16 protein-coding genes are annotated in these 16,822 nt (G+C 68.1%); 9 read left to right on the top strand and 7 right to left on the bottom strand.

What is annotated here, in order from left to right:
• Positions 1-201: 201 nt before the first annotated feature.
• Positions 202-1,731: a M23 family metallopeptidase gene (locus ASE89_RS01245; RefSeq protein ID WP_056675112.1), complete on the bottom strand. Its 1,530-nt coding sequence runs from the start codon at positions 1,729-1,731 to the stop codon at positions 202-204.
• Between the two features lie 242 nt (positions 1,732-1,973).
• Between ASE89_RS01245 and ASE89_RS01250 the strand changes: the two genes are divergently transcribed.
• The 6 genes from ASE89_RS01250 (at position 1,974) to ASE89_RS01275 (ending at position 7,613) form a co-directional block, all read left to right on the top strand.
• Entirely contained in the window at positions 1,974-4,466 is a 2,493-nt protein-coding gene (locus tag ASE89_RS01250) for a helicase-related protein (RefSeq protein ID WP_056673310.1), read from the top strand.
• Between the two features lie 7 nt (positions 4,467-4,473).
• Positions 4,474-4,794, top strand: coding sequence for an RNA-binding S4 domain-containing protein (locus ASE89_RS01255; RefSeq protein WP_082451266.1), 321 nt, complete (start codon positions 4,474-4,476; stop codon positions 4,792-4,794).
• A 101-nt stretch (positions 4,795-4,895) separates the two neighbouring features.
• The gene (gene fdxA, locus ASE89_RS01260) at positions 4,896-5,237 is read left to right on the top strand and encodes a ferredoxin FdxA (RefSeq protein WP_031393648.1); all 342 of its coding nucleotides are present in this window, start codon (positions 4,896-4,898) and stop codon (positions 5,235-5,237) included.
• 218 nt (positions 5,238-5,455) lie between these two features.
• Positions 5,456-5,989, top strand: a complete 534-nt coding sequence (locus tag ASE89_RS01265) for a CarD family transcriptional regulator (RefSeq protein ID WP_031393647.1) — start codon at positions 5,456-5,458, stop codon at positions 5,987-5,989.
• 147 nt (positions 5,990-6,136) lie between these two features.
• Positions 6,137-6,868: a head GIN domain-containing protein gene (locus ASE89_RS01270; protein WP_056673317.1), complete on the top strand. Its 732-nt coding sequence runs from the start codon at positions 6,137-6,139 to the stop codon at positions 6,866-6,868.
• A 52-nt stretch (positions 6,869-6,920) separates the two neighbouring features.
• Positions 6,921-7,613, top strand: coding sequence for a GIN domain-containing protein (locus tag ASE89_RS01275; protein WP_056673320.1), 693 nt, complete (start codon positions 6,921-6,923; stop codon positions 7,611-7,613).
• A gap of 9 nt (positions 7,614-7,622) precedes the next feature.
• Here ASE89_RS01275 and ASE89_RS01280 read toward each other — a convergent pair whose 3' ends face one another.
• Together ASE89_RS01280 and mgtE are read right to left on the bottom strand one after the other, a co-directional pair.
• Entirely contained in the window at positions 7,623-8,039 is a 417-nt protein-coding gene (locus tag ASE89_RS01280) for a DUF1489 family protein (RefSeq protein ID WP_037530035.1), read from the bottom strand.
• A 43-nt stretch (positions 8,040-8,082) separates the two neighbouring features.
• Entirely contained in the window at positions 8,083-9,492 is a 1,410-nt protein-coding gene (mgtE, locus tag ASE89_RS01285; protein ID WP_031440994.1) for a magnesium transporter, read from the bottom strand.
• Positions 9,493-9,600: 108 nt separating this feature from the next.
• Between mgtE and ASE89_RS01290 the strand changes: the two genes are divergently transcribed.
• Positions 9,601-10,056: a peptidylprolyl isomerase gene (locus ASE89_RS01290; protein ID WP_031440995.1), complete on the top strand. Its 456-nt coding sequence runs from the start codon at positions 9,601-9,603 to the stop codon at positions 10,054-10,056.
• Between the two features lie 182 nt (positions 10,057-10,238).
• Here ASE89_RS01290 and ASE89_RS01295 read toward each other — a convergent pair whose 3' ends face one another.
• On the bottom strand, positions 10,239-11,123 hold the full coding sequence (locus ASE89_RS01295; RefSeq protein ID WP_037530034.1) for a LysR substrate-binding domain-containing protein: 885 nt from the start codon (positions 11,121-11,123) through the stop codon (positions 10,239-10,241).
• A 277-nt stretch (positions 11,124-11,400) separates the two neighbouring features.
• Between ASE89_RS01295 and ASE89_RS01300 the strand changes: the two genes are divergently transcribed.
• On the top strand, positions 11,401-13,671 hold the full coding sequence (locus ASE89_RS01300; protein WP_056673324.1) for a CDC48 family AAA ATPase: 2,271 nt from the start codon (positions 11,401-11,403) through the stop codon (positions 13,669-13,671).
• Positions 13,672-13,722: 51 nt separating this feature from the next.
• Here the strand turns inward: ASE89_RS01300 and ASE89_RS01305 are convergent, their stop codons facing one another.
• Both ASE89_RS01305 and ASE89_RS01310 read right to left on the bottom strand, forming a co-directional pair.
• A complete protein-coding gene (locus tag ASE89_RS01305; protein WP_056673327.1) occupies positions 13,723-15,045 on the bottom strand; it encodes an MFS transporter in 1,323 nt (440 codons plus the stop codon).
• Positions 15,042-15,365, bottom strand: a complete 324-nt coding sequence (locus ASE89_RS01310; protein WP_056673331.1) for an antibiotic biosynthesis monooxygenase — start codon at positions 15,363-15,365, stop codon at positions 15,042-15,044. The genes ASE89_RS01305 and ASE89_RS01310 overlap by 4 nt, the downstream gene beginning before the upstream one ends.
• A 181-nt stretch (positions 15,366-15,546) precedes the next feature.
• Here ASE89_RS01310 and ASE89_RS01315 point away from each other — a divergent pair, with 181 nt between their 5' ends.
• Complete coding sequence (locus ASE89_RS01315) at positions 15,547-16,161, top strand: class I SAM-dependent methyltransferase (RefSeq protein ID WP_031394390.1); 615 nt, start codon at positions 15,547-15,549, stop codon at positions 16,159-16,161.
• Here the strand turns inward: ASE89_RS01315 and ASE89_RS01320 are convergent.
• Positions 16,140-16,727 carry a septal ring lytic transglycosylase RlpA family protein gene (locus tag ASE89_RS01320; protein ID WP_082451178.1) on the bottom strand — a complete coding sequence of 196 codons (588 nt, stop codon included), beginning with the start codon at positions 16,725-16,727 and terminating at the stop codon, positions 16,140-16,142. The two genes, ASE89_RS01315 and ASE89_RS01320, sit on opposite strands and share 22 nt — an antisense overlap.
• Positions 16,728-16,822 lie beyond the last annotated feature (95 nt).

The raw sequence follows: 16,822 nt of genomic DNA on the forward strand, positions 1-16,822 counted from the left end.
TAGCATGGTGCATGACGGTCCTGTAATATCGTATAACTACGAACCGCACTTTAGTATGGGATCTGCGTCCGTGATTGGGACCGACAGCGCGTTAGTCTGTGCGAATTCGGCAAGATGATCGATCAATAGTGCACGCGGTCGACACGGGCATCTGCGGGGACTCGGCGGCGGATGCAGATTCGTACGGCGCGGCGCGCGTCGCTAGTTGCCGGTGCGGACCGCGAGCAGGCGGGAGACCCGCGCCTTGAACGCGCGCAATGCCGGGCCGGACAGCTGTGCCGCGCTCGCCAGCGATACCGATCGCGGATTGATCGCGCCGCCATTCCTCCACACTTCCCAGTGGAGATGCGGCCCCGTCGACATACCGGTCGAGCCGACATAGCCGATGACCTGACCCTGGCGTACGCGCGTGCCCGATGCGACCGCGATCCGGCTCATATGGCCATAACCGCTCGCCAGACCGCCGCCGTGGACGAGCTTGACGAAATTGCCATAGCCGCCGGTCCGGCCCGCGAAGCTCACCACCCCGTCGGTCATCGCATGGATCGGCGCGCCCTGCGGCGCCCCGATGTCGAGTCCCTTGTGCATCCGCGTGAAACCGAGCAGCGGATGCACGCGCAGGCCGAAACCGGACGTGATGCGGCCGATCACCGGCATGCCCGACACGGCGCGGCGTTCGGTCTGGCCATTGGCATCGAACCAGCCGCCGCGGCCGGCGTCTTCGCCCTCTGCAGTGTCGAGATCCGACTGGTTGTTGGTCGCAGCGGCCGGTGCGAAGCGGACGAGTTGCAGCGTGCGCCGTCCCTGGTTGATCCCGGCGAACAGCAGCGCGCCGATCCGCGTTTCGCCGGTCGCGGCGCGTTCGCGGGCAACGATCAGGTCGAAACGGTCCGTCGCGCTGACGTCGCGCCCGATCGACAGCCGTGTCGCGATCGCCTTGATATAGGTCTCGACCGCCTTGGCGGGCACACCGGCGGCGCGCATCGACCGGTAGAGGCTGGATCCGGCGAGCCCCTGGATCCGTAGCGGAGTGCGATCGACCGCGATCGCCGTGCGCGTCATCGCCAGACCCGCTGCGGTGCGGTGCAGTGATACGTCGAGGTCGAACCGTGCGCGCACCGCGAGCGATTCGAGTGGGCGGGCTACCGTGCGATCCGCGCGCCGGCCCAGCGTCAGCGCGATCCGCGTGCCCGCCGGGATCGCGCCGGGATCGACCGTCTGCGCGATCAGCGCCGATGCAGCACTGGCGTCACGCCGGCTGACGCCCGCGCGGATCAGGACCCGGTCGAAGGCATCGCCCTGACCCAGTGTCGCGGCAAGATCGACGCTGGGCCGTTCGGGGGCCTGCGCGAGCGGCACGACAAGGTCGTTCGCCGCCATCCGCCGCCCCGTATCCGCGCCCTGGCCGAGCGGCGCGATCGCCAGTGCGCGTGCCTGTTCGCGGACCGAACCGGCCAGCGGCGCAGGGACGTGGCCGGTCAGCGGGCGAAAGCCGGGGGCGAGCATGACGGTCGCAGCGCACAGCGCGGTGCAGGTTGCGAGGCCGCGCCACCACGTCGCACTACCGATCGCGCTGCCCAGATCGGGCACCCAGTCGATCCGCGTCGCGGCGTCGTGCAACCGCGTGACGCCCCGGGGAATTGCGTCGGAACCGGTGGTGGCGGCGCGCCCGAAACCTCGGGCGTCGATGCCGCCGGCCAGCCCCAGTTCCTGCTCCGTCCCTAGATACACGTCGCGCACCTCGTGGCCCAAATTCCTGGCGCACATTTCCGGCCAGGCTCGCCGTTCCCCCCGGCGCGGGTCGGAGTCCTGTGCAGCAAGGGTCCTAAAGTCAAATTAACCCGCCGCACGCCAGCCACGCACGACGACGAGGCGTGGTGCGGCGGGGGCGGACGGAAGCCCGTGCGCGGAATACGGCGAACTTGTCCTGCCGGTCATTGCGCCGCGCGACCTTACGCCCGATGTTCTGGGCTATGAGTGACGATGTGTCCGGCGGCGTGACCGCGGTCCTGGGGCCGACCAACACAGGCAAGACGCACCTCGCGATCGAGCGGATGTGCGCGCATTCGAGCGGCATGATCGGCTTCCCGCTGCGCCTGCTCGCGCGCGAGGTCTATGACCGGGTGGTCGCGATCAAGGGTGCGAACCGCGTCGCGCTGGTCACCGGCGAGGAAAAGATCATGCCGCCCGATGCGCGCTGGCTGCTCTGCACCGCCGAATCGATGCCGGACCGCGACGTCGCGTTCGTCGGGCTGGACGAGGCTCAGCTGGGCGCCGATCCCGAGCGCGGGCATGTGTTCACCGACCGGCTGCTGCGTGCCCGCGGACGCGAGGAGACGATGATCCTAGGCTCCGAGGCGCTGCGACCGATGATCAAGGCGCTGGTTCCCGGCGCGGAGATCGTCAACCGCCCGCGCTTTTCGACGCTCACCTATGCGGGCGCCAAGAAGATCAGCCGCCTGCCCAAGCGGTCCGCGATCGTCGCCTTCTCGGCCGAGGAGGTCTATGCGGTCGCCGAGATGCTGCGCCGGCTGCGCGGTGGCGCCGCGGTGGTGATGGGCGCGCTGTCACCCCGGACCCGCAACGCGCAGGTCGCGATGTTCCAGGCGGGCGAGGTCGATTATCTCGTCGCCACCGACGCGATCGGTATGGGCCTCAACATGGACGTCGCGCATGTCGCGTTCGCGAGCCTCAACAAGTTCGACGGCAAGCGCCAGCGTCGCCTGACCGTCGCCGAGATGGCGCAGATCGCGGGCCGCGCCGGGCGACACCAGCGCGACGGCACGTTCGGCGCGCTGTCCGATGACGGGCCGGGCGCCTTCCTTCCCGAAGAGGTGCTCGCGATCGAGGAACACCGCTTTCCCCGACTCGAAAACCTCTACTGGCGGCAGGGCGAACCCGATTTCGCCAGCATCGACGCGCTGGTCGCGAGCCTCGAGGCGCGTCCGCCCGCCGGCGTCCTGCGCGCCGCACCCCAGGCGCTCGACCTCGGCGTGCTCAAGCGGCTCGCCGAGGAGGGCTGGGTGCGTGAACGCACGCGGCACCCGAAGATGGTCGCGCGGCTCTGGGCGGCATGCGGCATCCCCGATTTCCGCAAGGTCGGGCTCGACCCGCATGCGCGCTTCGTCTCGCGCGTGTTCGGGCATTTCAGCGAGGGGCGGGGGCATATCCCGCACCAATGGTTCGCCGACGAGATCGCGCGGCTCGACACCGTCGCGGGCGACGTGCCGGTGATCGCGGGCCGGATCGCGGCGACGCGGATCTGGGCCTATATCGCGCAGCGGGCCGACTGGCTCGCCGAGCCCGCGCACTGGGCCGCGCGCACCGCCGCGCTCGAGGAGCGCCTGTCCGACGCGCTCCATGCCAGCCTGACGCAGCGCTTCGTCGACAAGCGCACGACCGCGCTGATGCGCCAGATCGGTGCGGACGCCGCGTCGCTCCCCGTCGTGATCGGTCCGGAGGGCGAGGTGATGGTCGAGGATCATCCGATCGGCCGGCTCGACGGCTTCCGCTTCACCGTCGCCGCCGACGCGCGCGCCAGCGACAAGCGCCTGCTGCTCGCCGCCGCCGAAAAGCGGCTGGCGGGCGAACGCACGCGCCGCGGCCAGTCGCTCGTCGATGCGCCGGATGCGGACATCGCGCTCGACGAGTCGGCGCAGATCGTGTGGGCGGGGCATCCGGTCGCCCGTCTCGGCGCCGGCCCGTCCTTCGCCCGCCCGAAACTGATCCTCGATCGCGCGCTCGACTGTCTCGACAAGGCGGCGCGCGAGCGGATCGAGACGCGCCTGTCGCGCTGGCTCGCGGGGATGCTGAAGCGGCGGCTCGCGGTGCTCGTCGATCTTGCCGTGCTCAGCCGCGACGCGGACGCGACCCCGGCGCTGCGCGCAGTCGCCAGCGCGATCGAGGAAGCGGGCGGGATCCTGCCCCGCCTGCCGATGCGGCTCGCGCTCGAGGCGGTCGATCCCGACGAGCGCAAGCGGTTGCGCAAGATCGGCATCATGATCGGCGCGCTCGACCTGTTCGACATCCGCCTGCTCAAGCCCGAGCCGGCGCGCTGGCGCCGTATCCTCGCCGGCATCCGCGGGACGGTGATCACCGCGCCGCGCGACGGGGCGACCGTGCTCGCACGCGGCAGCGACGGCGCGACGATCGAGGCCGGGTTCCGCCCGCTGGGGCTCCAGGCGGTGCGCGTCGACCTGATCGAGCGTATCGCCCGCGCCGCGCATGATTCGCGCACCGGCCGCGCACCGTTCGCGCCCGACCCGACGCTCGCGACCTCGATTGGGCTCGAACCGGCCTCGATCGAGCGGCTGATGGCCGAGCTCGGCTTCAAGCCGCTGGCAGGCGACACGCCGCGCTGGGTCTGGCGCGGCCGCCCGCCCGCGCGCGCCGTCCCTGCGACGCCGATCGACCCGTCGCGGCAGAACGCGTTTGCCGGGCTTGCCGCACTGGTCCGCCATGGGTGAAGGCGCGATGCGGATCGATCGGTTCCTGTGGTTCGTCCGGCTCGCCAAGACGCGCAGCGCGGCCCAGGCGATCGCCGAGAAGGGGCATCTGCGAATCGACGGCCGCGCGATCGATCGCGCACACTGTCCCGTCCGGATCGGCAACGTCCTCACCTTCGCCGCCAACGACCGCGTCCGCGTGATCCGCATCGAGGCACTGCCGACACGCCGCGGTCCCGCCCCCGAAGCGCAGGCGTGCTATCAAGACCTGATCGCCGGCCAGACCCCCGCCCTCGACCAACCGAATCCTCCCCCTGGCGGGGAAGGATTAGCCAGCGGCAAAGCCTGATAACGTCTCGCAGAAGGCTTGCTATGATTGACGCGACGGGCCTGCGCGCATAGTCGCAGGCCGTTCGTCGCCGGGAAGGAATCCGGCCCAGGAGTTCTGCAATGACCTACGTCGTCACCGATGCCTGCATCCGCTGCAAGTACATGGATTGCGTGGAAGTGTGCCCGGTCGATTGCTTCTACGAGGGCGAGAACATGCTGGTGATCAATCCCAGCGAGTGCATCGACTGCGGCGTGTGCGAACCCGAATGCCCCGCCGAGGCGATCCTGCCCGACACCGAAAGCGGGCTGGAGCAGTGGCTCGAACTCAACACGACCTTCTCCGCGCAGTGGCCCAACGTCACTCGCAACGACAACCAGACGCCGCCCGACGCGGACGCGATGAAGGGCGTTGAGGGCAAGTTCGACAAGTATTTCTCGCCCGAGCCCGGCGCCGGCGACTGAAAATCGCGCGAAATTCGTGTCTTTATGGCGGATTGGGGCACGAGGGCTGTCACGATCGGCTGGTAATTTTGTTGCAAAGATGGTAATTGGGTCCGTGACGGGCGCGATATGTCAAGTCGTCCGCCTGGAGTATGTTCGAACCCTATTCCTCCACGGTGCAATCCGGCGAACGCGTCGCTGTGGCACCGCGTGGAGGCATTGATCCGGAAAGGCCCCCAATGGCTGCCAAGGCACTGTCCTTCGACGTCGGTGATTTCGTCGTTTACCCAAAGCACGGAGTCGGCCGTGTGATCGAGCTGCAACGCTCGGAAATCGCCGGCATGACGCTCGAACTTTACGTCCTCCGTTTCGAGAAGGAACGCATGACGCTCCGCGTTCCGACCAACAAGGCCGAAAGCGTCGGCATGCGCAAATTGTCCTCGGACAAGACCATGCGCGAGGCGATGGACACGCTCAAGGGCAAGCCCAAGGTCAAGCGCACCATGTGGTCGCGCCGCGCGCAGGAATATGAGGCGAAGATCAATTCGGGCGACCTCGTGTCGATCGCCGAAGTGGTCCGCGACCTGTTCCGCGCCGACGACCAGCCCGAGCAGAGCTATTCCGAGCGTCAGATCTTCGAAGGTGCGACCAGCCGTCTCGCCCGCGAACTCGCCGCGATGGAAGAGATTGACGAGCCCAAGGCGCAGGAGAAGATCCTCGACATCCTCCGCGCCGCCGCCGCGATCTACAACAAGGACAAGCTGCCCGCCTGACCGCTGGCGCTCCGTTCGATGACGCAAGGGCGGTCCCGCGGGGCCGCCCTTTTGCGTTTCTGGCCCGCCGGCCGATGACCACCAAGGATTCCGCTTCCGCCTCTCGCCGATCGGGTGTATTGTTTGGGCAATACACAGGAGGATGCCATGAAGTATCTTGCGCTCGGTCTGATGATGCCGCTTGCCGCCTGCTCGTTCAGCTGGTCGGGGGACGATGACGGGGCGGGGGCATCGCCGAGCGGCACCGGCACGACCCGCACCTATATGGTCAGCGATTTCAGCACGATCGACCTGCGCGGTGCGAGTGACGTCGATGTCCGCGTGGGCACGGGCTTTTCGGTGCGCGCCCAGGGACCGGTCGAGCTGCTCGACCGGCTGAAGATCGAGCGGGAAGGCGACACGCTCGAGATCGGGCGGCGCAAGAATGTGGATCTTGGCTGGGGCCGATCGGGCAAGGTCAAGGTCTTCGTCACGCTGCCGCGGCTGGCGGGGGCGACGATATCGGGATCGGGGGACATGACCGTTGACCGGGTCGAGGGAACGCGATTCGCGGCTGATATCGCGGGCTCCGGCAGTCTGGGGGTCGCGGCAGTGAAGGTCGACGATCTCGCGGTCTCGATCGCGGGGTCGGGCAGCGTCTCGGCGGTGGGATCCGCGCGGGCGCTGGCGGTCGAGATCGCCGGCTCGGGTGATGTCGACGCAGCCGGGCTCAAGGCCCGCTCCGCGCGGGTCGAGATTGCCGGTTCGGGCAGCGTCCGCGCGGTGGTCGGTGGCCCCGCCACCGTCGACATGATGGGGTCGGGCGATGTCGACCTGGGCAGCGCGGCACGGTGCACCGTGTCCAAGATGGGCTCCGGCTCGGTCCGCTGCGCACCGTGATCCGCTGCGCGCGCGGCTTGCGTCGGTGCGTCGAAGCGGCAACGATCGGGCGATGATCCGTTTTCTTGTCCTGCCGCTCCTGTTTGCCTGTCCCGTCGCCGCGGCCGCGGCCGATCGTAGCGTATCGGTGGGCAGCTTCGAGCGGGTCCGGATCGACGGTCCGTTCGACGTGCGCCTCGTCACGGGATCGCCCGGCGCGAAGGTTTCGGGGGATCCGCACGCGACCGAGGCGGTCGAGATCCGCGTCGACGGTGCGACGCTGTCGGTCCGGCGGAGCACGAGCCGCTGGGGCGAGCGACCCGAGACGGGGGCGCAGCGCCCGGTCATCGTGACGCTGTCCACCCCGCGACTCGCCTTTGCCAGCGTCGTGGCGGGGGGGCGGCTGACGATCGATCGCATGAAGGGGATGCGGCTGGACCTCGCGGTCAGCGGTGCGGGCAGTCTTGCGGTGAACGATGCGCAGGCGGACCAGCTGAATGCCACCGTCATCGGCACCGGGCGGATGACGCTGGCAGGGCGCAGTGCGCGCGCGCGTCTGACCGTCAGTGGTCCGGGGCTGATCGACGCGACCGCTTTCGCCGTCGATGATCTCGTCGTCATGCAGGACGGCGTCGGCGAAACCCGCGCCTCGGCGCGCCGCACCGCGCAGGTGACGAACAGCGGGGCCGGATCGGTCACGGTCGCGGGCACCGCCGCCTGCACGGTCCGCGCCGCCGCCACCGGCCCCGTGATCTGCGGCCGCTAAGCGCGCAGGCTAGATCAGCGCGAGTTCGGCGAGCTTGGTCATCAGCGCGGGCGGCATGATGTCGAGCCCGGTTGCGTCGCCGCCGAGATCGAGCGGCGCATCGGCGCCCTCCAGATACCGCCACCCCTGATGTGCGCGCTTCGGCCGTGCCTGAACGAGCACCAGTTTGGGATCGATATGGATCGCGACTCGTCCGCCCTCCGCCTCGCCAAAGCCCAGGATCGGCGACCGCGCGATCAGCTGGTGCTTCAGGATCCAGTACATCGAGCCGCCTTCGCCGACCGGCCCCGCCACCTCCTCGTGCCGCTTGGGCAGGTAGCGGGTGGTGAGGAACACGGGGCCCTCTTCACCGCGCAGCCGCAGGCGCTCCGCCAGATGGTCGACGCTGTCCGCGCCGAACGCGACTTTGGTGAGGTGAAGCGGCATCCGTCTGAAAATGGGCGCTAATCCGCGCCAGTCAACCGGAGCGTCAACCGTGCAGCCCCCACAGGCTGGCAAGGCCGAGGAACGAGAAGAACCCCATCGTGTCGGTCATCGTCGTCACGAACACCGCCGACGAGACCGCGGGATCGATCCGGAACTTGTCGAGCGTGATCGGGACCAGCACGCCGGAAAGCCCTGCGGTGATGTTGTTGGTGAGCATCGCCGCCGCGATCACGATCGACAGGTCGGTGTTGCGGAAGATCACATAGGTGCCAAGCCCGATCAGCGTGCCCAGCATCACGCCATTGGCCGTGGCGATCCGGAATTCGCGGACGATCATCCGCTTGGTGTTCGAACTCGTCAGCTGGTTGGTCGCGAGCGCGCGGACCACGACCGCGAGCGTCTGCGTCCCGGCATTGCCGCCCATCCCCGATACGATCGGCATCAGCACCGCGAGCAATGCGAAGCTCGCGATCGTCCCCTGGAACAGCCCGACGACCGACGACGCGACCATCGCGGTGCCCAGATTGACCACCAGCCAGGTGAAGCGCGTCCGCACCGTCAGCCGGATCGGTTCGTTGATGTCGCCGTCGCCAGCCCCTGCCAGACGCAGCGTATCCTCGCCCGCCTCTTCGGAAATAATGTGGACGATGTCGTCGACGGTGATCATGCCGACCAGCCGGCCGCCATGATCGACCACCGCGGCGGAGATCAGCGCATATTTCTGGAAGCGCAGCGCAACCTCTTCCTGGTCCATGTCGACCGGGATCAGCGTCTGTTCGCGCTTCATCACATCGGCCATCGCAATCCCGCGCGGCGTGCGCAGCATCCACGACAGCTGGCACGTGCCGATCGGCTTGTGCGCGGGGTCGACGACGAAGATTTCCCAGAAATCGGTCGTCAGCTCCTCGTGACCGCGCAGATAATCGATCGCGTCACCGACGGTCCAGTGCTCGGGCACCGCGATCAGCTCGCGCTGCATCAGGCGGCCCGCGGATTCCTCGGGGTAGCTCAGCGCCTCCTCGATCGCGGCGCGATCATCGGGATCGAGCGCGCGCAGCACCGCGCGCTGCTCGTCCTCGTCCATGTCCTCGATGATCGCGACCGCGTCATCGGTATCGAGTTCGGAGGCAAGGTCGGCGACCTGGTGCGGCTCGAGTGCGTCGATCAGATCCTCGCGGACATAATCGTTCATCTCGGCGAACACGTCGCCGTCGAGCAGATCGGTGACCGCGCGCGCCAGCGCCGCGCGATCCTCCTGCGGCGTCAGCTCGAACAGATCGGCGATGTCGGCGGGGTGCAGCGGCTCGACCAGCGCGCGTGCTGCCGCATTGTCACCGTCCTCGACCGCGTCGAGCACGGCGCGGACGAACTCGGGCCGCAACCGGTCGTCACGATCGAGCTGGGTTTCGGGCTGGGTCTCGGTTTCGACCTCGGGAAGCTCGAGTTCGCTCATGGCTGCCTCCCTTAAAAGCGTGCGCTTGGGCCCTAACGCGCTGCGCATGCATTTGCCAGTCGCGGGGTGGATCCCTATCTGCCGCGCATCAATTCAGGAGAAGACCCAATGGCCGATACCCCCGAAACGCTGACGCTGACCCTCGACGGCGGTGACGTGACGATCAAGCTGCGCCCCGATCTGGCCCCGAAGCATGTCGAGCGCATCGTCGAGCTGGCCAATGACGGCTTCTACGACGGCGTCGTGTTCCACCGCGTGATCCCCGGCTTCATGGCGCAGGGCGGCGATCCCACCGGCACCGGCATGTCGGGGTCGGACAAGCCGAACCTCAAGGCGGAATTCTCGGCCGAGCCGCATGTCCGCGGCGTGTGCTCGATGGCGCGCACCAACCAGCCCGACACGGCGAACTCGCAGTTCTTCATCGTGTTCGACGACGCGCGCTTCCTCGACAAGCAGTACACCGTCTGGGGTGAAGTCACCAACGGCATGGAGCTGATCGACGCGCTCCCCAAGGGCGAGCCGCCGCGCCAGCCCGGCAAGATCGTGAAGGCACGCGCAGCCTGAGCTGAAGACTGCACCGGCGCAGCGAAGCTGCGTCGGAGACAGTCGAAGCCGGCCGGCGGAGCAAAGCTCCGTCCGACGGCGCGGCTTAGCCGCGACGCGCTTGAAGTCAGAAGCGCGTCGCGGTTGCTGCCCTGACCCTCTCTCAACCGTACATCCGGTATCCGAGCGGAGGCTGTGCCTCGCTAAACTTCCGCTAGCGTCTTGATCAGCCAGTCATGGAACAGCTTGACCGGCTTGGCCTGCAGCGCGCGCGGGCGGCAGACGAACCAATAGCTGTACGGGCTCTCCACCTCGATTTCGAACAGCCGCACGAGCCGCGGATCGTTCGCATCCTCGAAATGGCTGGCATGCATGAACGCGACGCCCAGCCCCTGCGCCGCCGCTTCGAGCATCAGCGCCCCCGAATCAAAATGATCGATCGCCAGCGGCTCGATATCGTCGAGCCCAGCCGCCGTCCGCCACGCGGTGAACGTATCCGTCATGTCGCGGTGGACCAGCGCGGTCAGCGTCGAGAGCTGTTCGGGTCGGGTGATCGGATCGGCGCGGTCGAGCAGGGTGCGCGCACCGATAACATAGACCGAATTGCGATCGAGCCGCCGCGCATAGAAGGCCGGATCGATCTCGCGCGACAGCGCGATCACCGCGTCCAGCCCGTCACCCAGCCGCGATACCAGATGCGCCGCGGTATCGATGTCGAGATGCAGTTCGGGATGCGACGCGCGGAGTTCGCCGAGCCGCGGGAACAGCTTCTGCGACGCATAGAGCGGCAGGATGCCCAGCCGCAGCCGCAGCACCTCGGTCGTGCTGGTCATCGATTCGACCGCATCCGACAGCGAATCGAGCACCGGCGCGATCTGCGCGAGCAGGCGTTCGCCGTCGGCGTTCAGCACCATCGCCTGATGCCGGCGTGCGAACAGCGGCTTGGCGATGAACCGTTCGAGGCTCTGCACGCGCCGGCTGAGCGCGGGCGCGGACAGCGCCAGATCCTCCGCGGCGGCCTTGATCGAGCCCAGCCGCGCGACCTGGACGAACGCCTCGATAGCCCCGAGTGGCGGCAGCCTCCGCATGATTCCTCCCCGACTCCCTTACCCGACTCGATGCATGTGATCCGCATCATTGGCCGCATTGAAGCCTACGATTGCAGTTAGCGCAATCGTAGCGGATCCATTCGCACTTGCAACATGAACCGCCTCGACGCAAAAAGACCTCGCCTTTCAGGCATCCTCTCCTAAAAACTTTCATGGGCTGGCCTTTATTGGCCGGCCCTTTTTTTTGTCTTTTCAAGTCCTCGCAAGCCCGGCGGCGGCCCCCCATCTGACACGCTTCGAGTTTGAAGGAGTCGAGATGCCCGATAGCGAAACCCCGACGCGGAAAATCCAGGTGGCGAACGCGCGTCCCGAGGACAGCGGCCGCGGCCTGGCGCATCTGCCGCGCGCGCTGATGGCGACGCTCGGCATCGGCGAGGGCGACGTGATCGAGATCCTCGGCAAGCAGAACACGCCCGCGCGTGCCGTCGGGCCGTATCCGGAGGACGAGGGGCTCGACATCCTGCGCATCGACGGGCTCCAGCGCGCGAATGCGGGTGTGGGCTCGGGCGATTTCGTCGAGGTGCGCAAGGCCGAATCGAAGCCCGCGACGCGCGTCGTCTTCGCACCCGCACAGCAGAATCTCAGGCTCCAGGGCTCGACCAACGCGTTGAAGCGCACATTCCTCGGCCGGCCGATCTGCCAGGGCGACATCGTCGCGACCGCGGGGCATCAGCGCGTCGGCAACATGCCCGCGGGCGTCCAGCAGTTCATGAACGCGCCTGCCTATGCGCTGCAGGAGATCCGCCTCGCGGTGATCGCCGCCAGCCCCAAGGGCGTCGTCCATATCGACGAGAATACCGAGATCGAGCTGCGCCCCGAATATGAGGAGCCGCAGGACGCACGCCGCGCCGACGTCACCTATGACGATATTGGTGGCATGGCGCAGACGATCGACCAATTGCGCGAGATGGTCGAGCTGCCGCTGCGCTATCCCGAGTTGTTCCAGCGCTTGGGCGTCGATCCGCCCAAGGGCGTGCTGCTGCACGGCCCCCCCGGCACCGGCAAGACGCGGCTCGCACGCGCGGTCGCCAACGAATCCGATGCGCAGTTCTTCCTGATCAACGGTCCCGAGATCATGGGTTCGGCCTATGGCGAGTCGGAAGGCAAGCTGCGCCAGGTGTTCGAGGAAGCCGCCAAGGCCGCGCCGTCGATCGTCTTCATCGACGAGATCGATTCGATCGCACCCAAGCGCGGGCAGGTGTCGGGCGAGGCGGAAAAGCGTCTCGTCGCGCAGTTGCTGACGCTGATGGACGGGCTGGAGGCACGCGCCAATCTCGTCGTGATCGCCGCGACCAATCGTCCCGAGGCGATCGACGAGGCGCTGCGGCGTCCCGGCCGGTTTGACCGCGAGATCGTCGTCGGCGTTCCCGACGAGCGCGGCCGCCGCGAGATTCTCGGCATCCATGCGCGCGGCATGCCCTTGGGCGACCGGGTCGATCTCGACGAGCTGGCGCGCACGACCTACGGCTTTGTCGGTGCCGATCTCGCCGCGCTGGCGCGAGAGGCGGCGATCGAGGCAGTGCGGCGGATCATGCCCAAGCTCAACCTCGAGGAACGCACGATCCCGCCCGAGGTGCTCGACGACCTGTCGGTCACGCGCGAGGATTTCCTCGGCGCATTGAAGCGCGTCCAGCCATCGGCGATGCGCGAAGTCATGGTCCAGGCGCCGACCGTGCGCTGGGCCGATGTCGGCGGGCTCGACGACGCGCAGATGCGGCTGAAGGAGGGCGTCGAGCTTCCGCTCAAGAATCCCGACGCGTTCCGGCGGCTTGGCATCCGCCCGGCCAAGGGCTTCCTGCTCTATGGCCCTCCCGGCACCGGCAAGACGCTGCTCGCCAAGGCGGTCGCGCGCGAGGCGGAGGCCAATTTCATCGCCACCAAATCGTCAGACCTGCTCAGCAAATGGTATGGCGAGAGCGAGCAGCAGATCACCCGGCTGTTCCAGCGCGCGCGTCAGGTCGCACCCTGCGTGATCTTCATCGACGAGCTCGATTCGCTGGTGCCCGCCCGCGGCAGCGGGGCGGGCGAGCCGCAGGTGACCGAACGTGTGGTGAACACGATCCTCGCCGAGATGGACGGTCTGGAGGAGCTCCAGTCGGTCGTCGTGATCGGCGCGACCAACCGCCCCAATCTGATCGACCCGGCGCTGCTTCGCCCGGGGCGGTTCGACGAGCTTGTCTATGTCGGCGTGCCCGACAAAGCGGGGCGCCGCCGGATCCTCGGCATCCAGACGCAAAAGATGCCGCTCGCGTCCGACGTCGATCTCGATCGTCTCGCGGACCGCACCGACCGGTTCTCGGGTGCGGACCTGGAGGACGTCGTCCGCCGCGCAGGCCTGGTCGCGCTGCGTCGCTCGATCGATTCGACCGACGTGACGATGGCCGATTTCGACAATGCGCTTAAGGAATCGCGCGCAAGCGTCACGCCCGAGACCGAGCGTGAGTATGAGCAGATGGCCGCCCGCCTGAAACAGGACGCGACCGCCATCCAGCCGATCGGCTTCGCCTTCCCCGGCAAGAAGGACTGAGCATCCCGCCACCCCGGACCCGGTCCGGGGTGGCGACGGCCGCCGGTCCGGTCAGGCCGGCGTGACGCCCGGCGATTCGCGCAACGTCGCCCAGGCATAGCCGATCAACACCACGCAAGCCGCGCCCGCGACCAGATAGGGCAGCGAATGCTGCGCCTCGTACAGTCCGACCCCGATCGACGGGCCGAGCACGAAGCTCGCGCCGTTGATGCTGGTCACCTTGCCCGCCACCGACCCTTGCGCATTCGCGCCGACCGCGAGCGAGGCGCCCGCGGTGAAGCCCGGCCGCGTGAAGCCGAAACCGAGACTCGCCAGCGCATAGGCGGTCGCGATCGTGTAGAGCGAGGTCGCGATCCCCGTCAGCGCGGTGCCCACCGCCGCCAGCACCAGCCCGGTCAGCACGAGCTGGCGCGGGGTCAGGTTGAGCCGCGGAATGATTCCCCATTGCGCGAGCAGCGCTGCACCTGCGCCCATCATCAGCACGATCCCCGTGGGCTCGAGCGCGAGTGCGGGCGCAAGGTTGAGCCTGTCGATCACCAGGAACCCGATCGCCTGCCCGGTCATCGCCTGTGCATGCCCCATGACCAGACCGGCGATCATCCAGGCGCGGATGCGCGGATCGGTATAGCCGACCTGTTCGACATGCGACTGGGTCGCGGCGGTGACCGAAGCCCCGCTCGGCGCGCCGCCGATCGAGGGATAGGACGCGCTTGCGCCGTGCGTATCTTCATGTGGCGCGACGATCCGGTCGTCGGGCAGCATCCGCCGCACCGTGATCCACACCGCCACGCCGAACAGCGCGAACAGGAAGGCGGGGCCCGCCAGCCCTACCTCGAGTCCACCGACCGACCCGAGAATCAGATAGGGCGCGATCGCCGGCCCCAGGATCGTGCCGAGCCCGAAGGCGGAGGCGAGCAGGGTCAGCGCACGCGTCCGCTCCGCGCGCGTGGTCTCGCCCGCGACCAGCGCCTGCACCGCGGGCGGGGCGGCGGCACCGAATGCGCCATAGATCAGCCGCCCGGCGATGAAGCAGCCGAACGCCGCGGTCCCGCCGATCCAGTGGTTGATCCCGGCCATCAGGAACAGCCCGCACAGCGTCAGCGACACGCTGAACCCGCCGATGCCGAGCAGGATCATTGCGCGGCGCCCATGCCGGTCGGACCGGTTCGCCCAGAACGGCGCGGCGATCACCCAGAGCAGCGCGGACACCGAAAACGCGCCTGCCACCGCGCTGTCGGCGACGCCCAGCGACCGGCCGAGCGCGGGCAGCACCGATTGCAGCGCGGTATTGCCCGCGGCGATCGTCAGCATGACAAGGAACATCAGCGCGAAGCGACGATCGATCCGCGCATCCTCGCGACCAGTACCGGTCATGGCCGCGCCCAGTCATAGTCGCGCTCGACCCGTGCGACGGTGACGCGGTAGCGGTCATACCAGAGCGCGCGCCCGCGGTCGCGAATCGCGGCATGGTCGGGATCGTCGCGCCACGCGATCGCCGCGGCGTCGTCCGCCCAATAGCTGATCGTGATCCCCAGCCCGGCCTGGTCGCGCACGCTGTCGATCCCGCGATAGCCGGGTTGCGTCGCGGCGAGCGCCTCCATTGCGGCGGCGGCCGCGGCATAGCCGGCGGGGTCGGTGCCGTTACGGTTCGACATGAAAATGACCGCCGTCTGGCCCGTCCGATCGTCGTGCATGCCCAATGCTTAAGCCAAGCCCGGGGGTTGGCAAGCGCGGGTTGCGGCACCGGGCACTGGTCGCGTTCGGTGCGGTTCGTCGCGTGATGCAACCCGCAGGCCTTGAAACACGTTTGGAATCCGTGCGACGGGGGGCTTAAAGCCTCGCGTGCGCGCGGGATCCCTGATCGTAAGGAACACGATGCCCAGTCCGACCACAGCCGCCCGGCGCGCGCGCACCCGCCCCGCCGGCGTGCCCTCCCCGTGGCAGATGTTCTTCACCGAATTCCTGAAACACCCTGTCATGGTCGGCTCGATCGTGCCGTCCTCGGACAAGCTGATCCGCAAGATGCTCGGCCGGGTCGACTGGGACAACACCAAGGTGTTCGTCGAATACGGACCCGGCGTCGGCACCTTCTGCCGCCCGATTCTCGACCGGATGGCGCCCGACGCGACGCTGATCGTGATCGACACCAACCCCGATTTCATCCGCTATCTGCGCCACACGATCACCGATCCGCGGTTTTCGGCGGTGCTCGGCTCGGCCGCCGATGTCGAAAAGATCGTCGCCGATCACGGCTTCGAATCGGCCGACTATGTCCTTTCGGGCCTGCCCTTTTCGACGCTGCCCCCCGGCGTCGGTCCGGCGATCGCGGCCGGCACGCATTCGGTGCTGCGCAGCGGCGGTGCGTTCCTGGTCTATCAGTTCAGCCCGAAGGTGAAGGACTTCCTCACCCCGCATTTCGAATCGATCGATCACGACATGGAATGGTGGAACGTGCCCCCGGCGCAGCTCTACTGGGCCTGGAAGGACTGATCCGTCAGCCGCGCGCGCAGCGCGGCGAGTTCGTCGGGCGGGGCATCGGGTCTCGCTGATGCTGGCTTGCCGGCCCGTAGCCGCGCCCGGTCTTTTGCATCGGGCTCGACGCGGCGGACGCGGACTGCGGCCCGGCCGAGGCGCTCGATCCCGAGCAGCCGGGCGGCGCCGCGTGACAGGTCGATCAGCCGCGAGGGCGTGAACGGCCCGCGGTCGTTGATCCGCAGCAGGATCGTCCGGCCGGTGTCGAGCGCAGTGACCTCGACATAACTTGGCAGCGGCAGGACGGTATGCGCGGCAGAAATGCCCTTCACACGAAACCGTTCGCCGTTCGCAGTCTGGTTGCCCGATTCCCGGCCATACCAACTCGCCATGCCGACCGCGTCATAGCCCGGCAGATCGGCGGGCCGGTAGGTCGTGCCGCGCACGCTGTAAGGGCGGCCGATCTTGACCGGATAGTCGCTGACCGGGCGGTAGCGCGTCGTGCCGCAGCCGGCGAGCATGGCGCACAGTGCAAGGGCGGCCAGCAGGCCGGGCGTATCGGAACGCGGTGCGATTGGGATCATTATCCCTGCTAGCGGACACCCGGTCGAAGCTGAACCCCATTGCGGCGAACCGCCCGCGCGCGGGATCGTAGCGTTTGCTTAACCGCTTTACCCTA

This window comes from Sphingomonas sp. Leaf30 (assembly GCF_001422525.1).
In the GTDB taxonomy this organism is placed as follows: Bacteria; Pseudomonadota; Alphaproteobacteria; order Sphingomonadales; family Sphingomonadaceae; genus Sphingomonas; species Sphingomonas aerolata.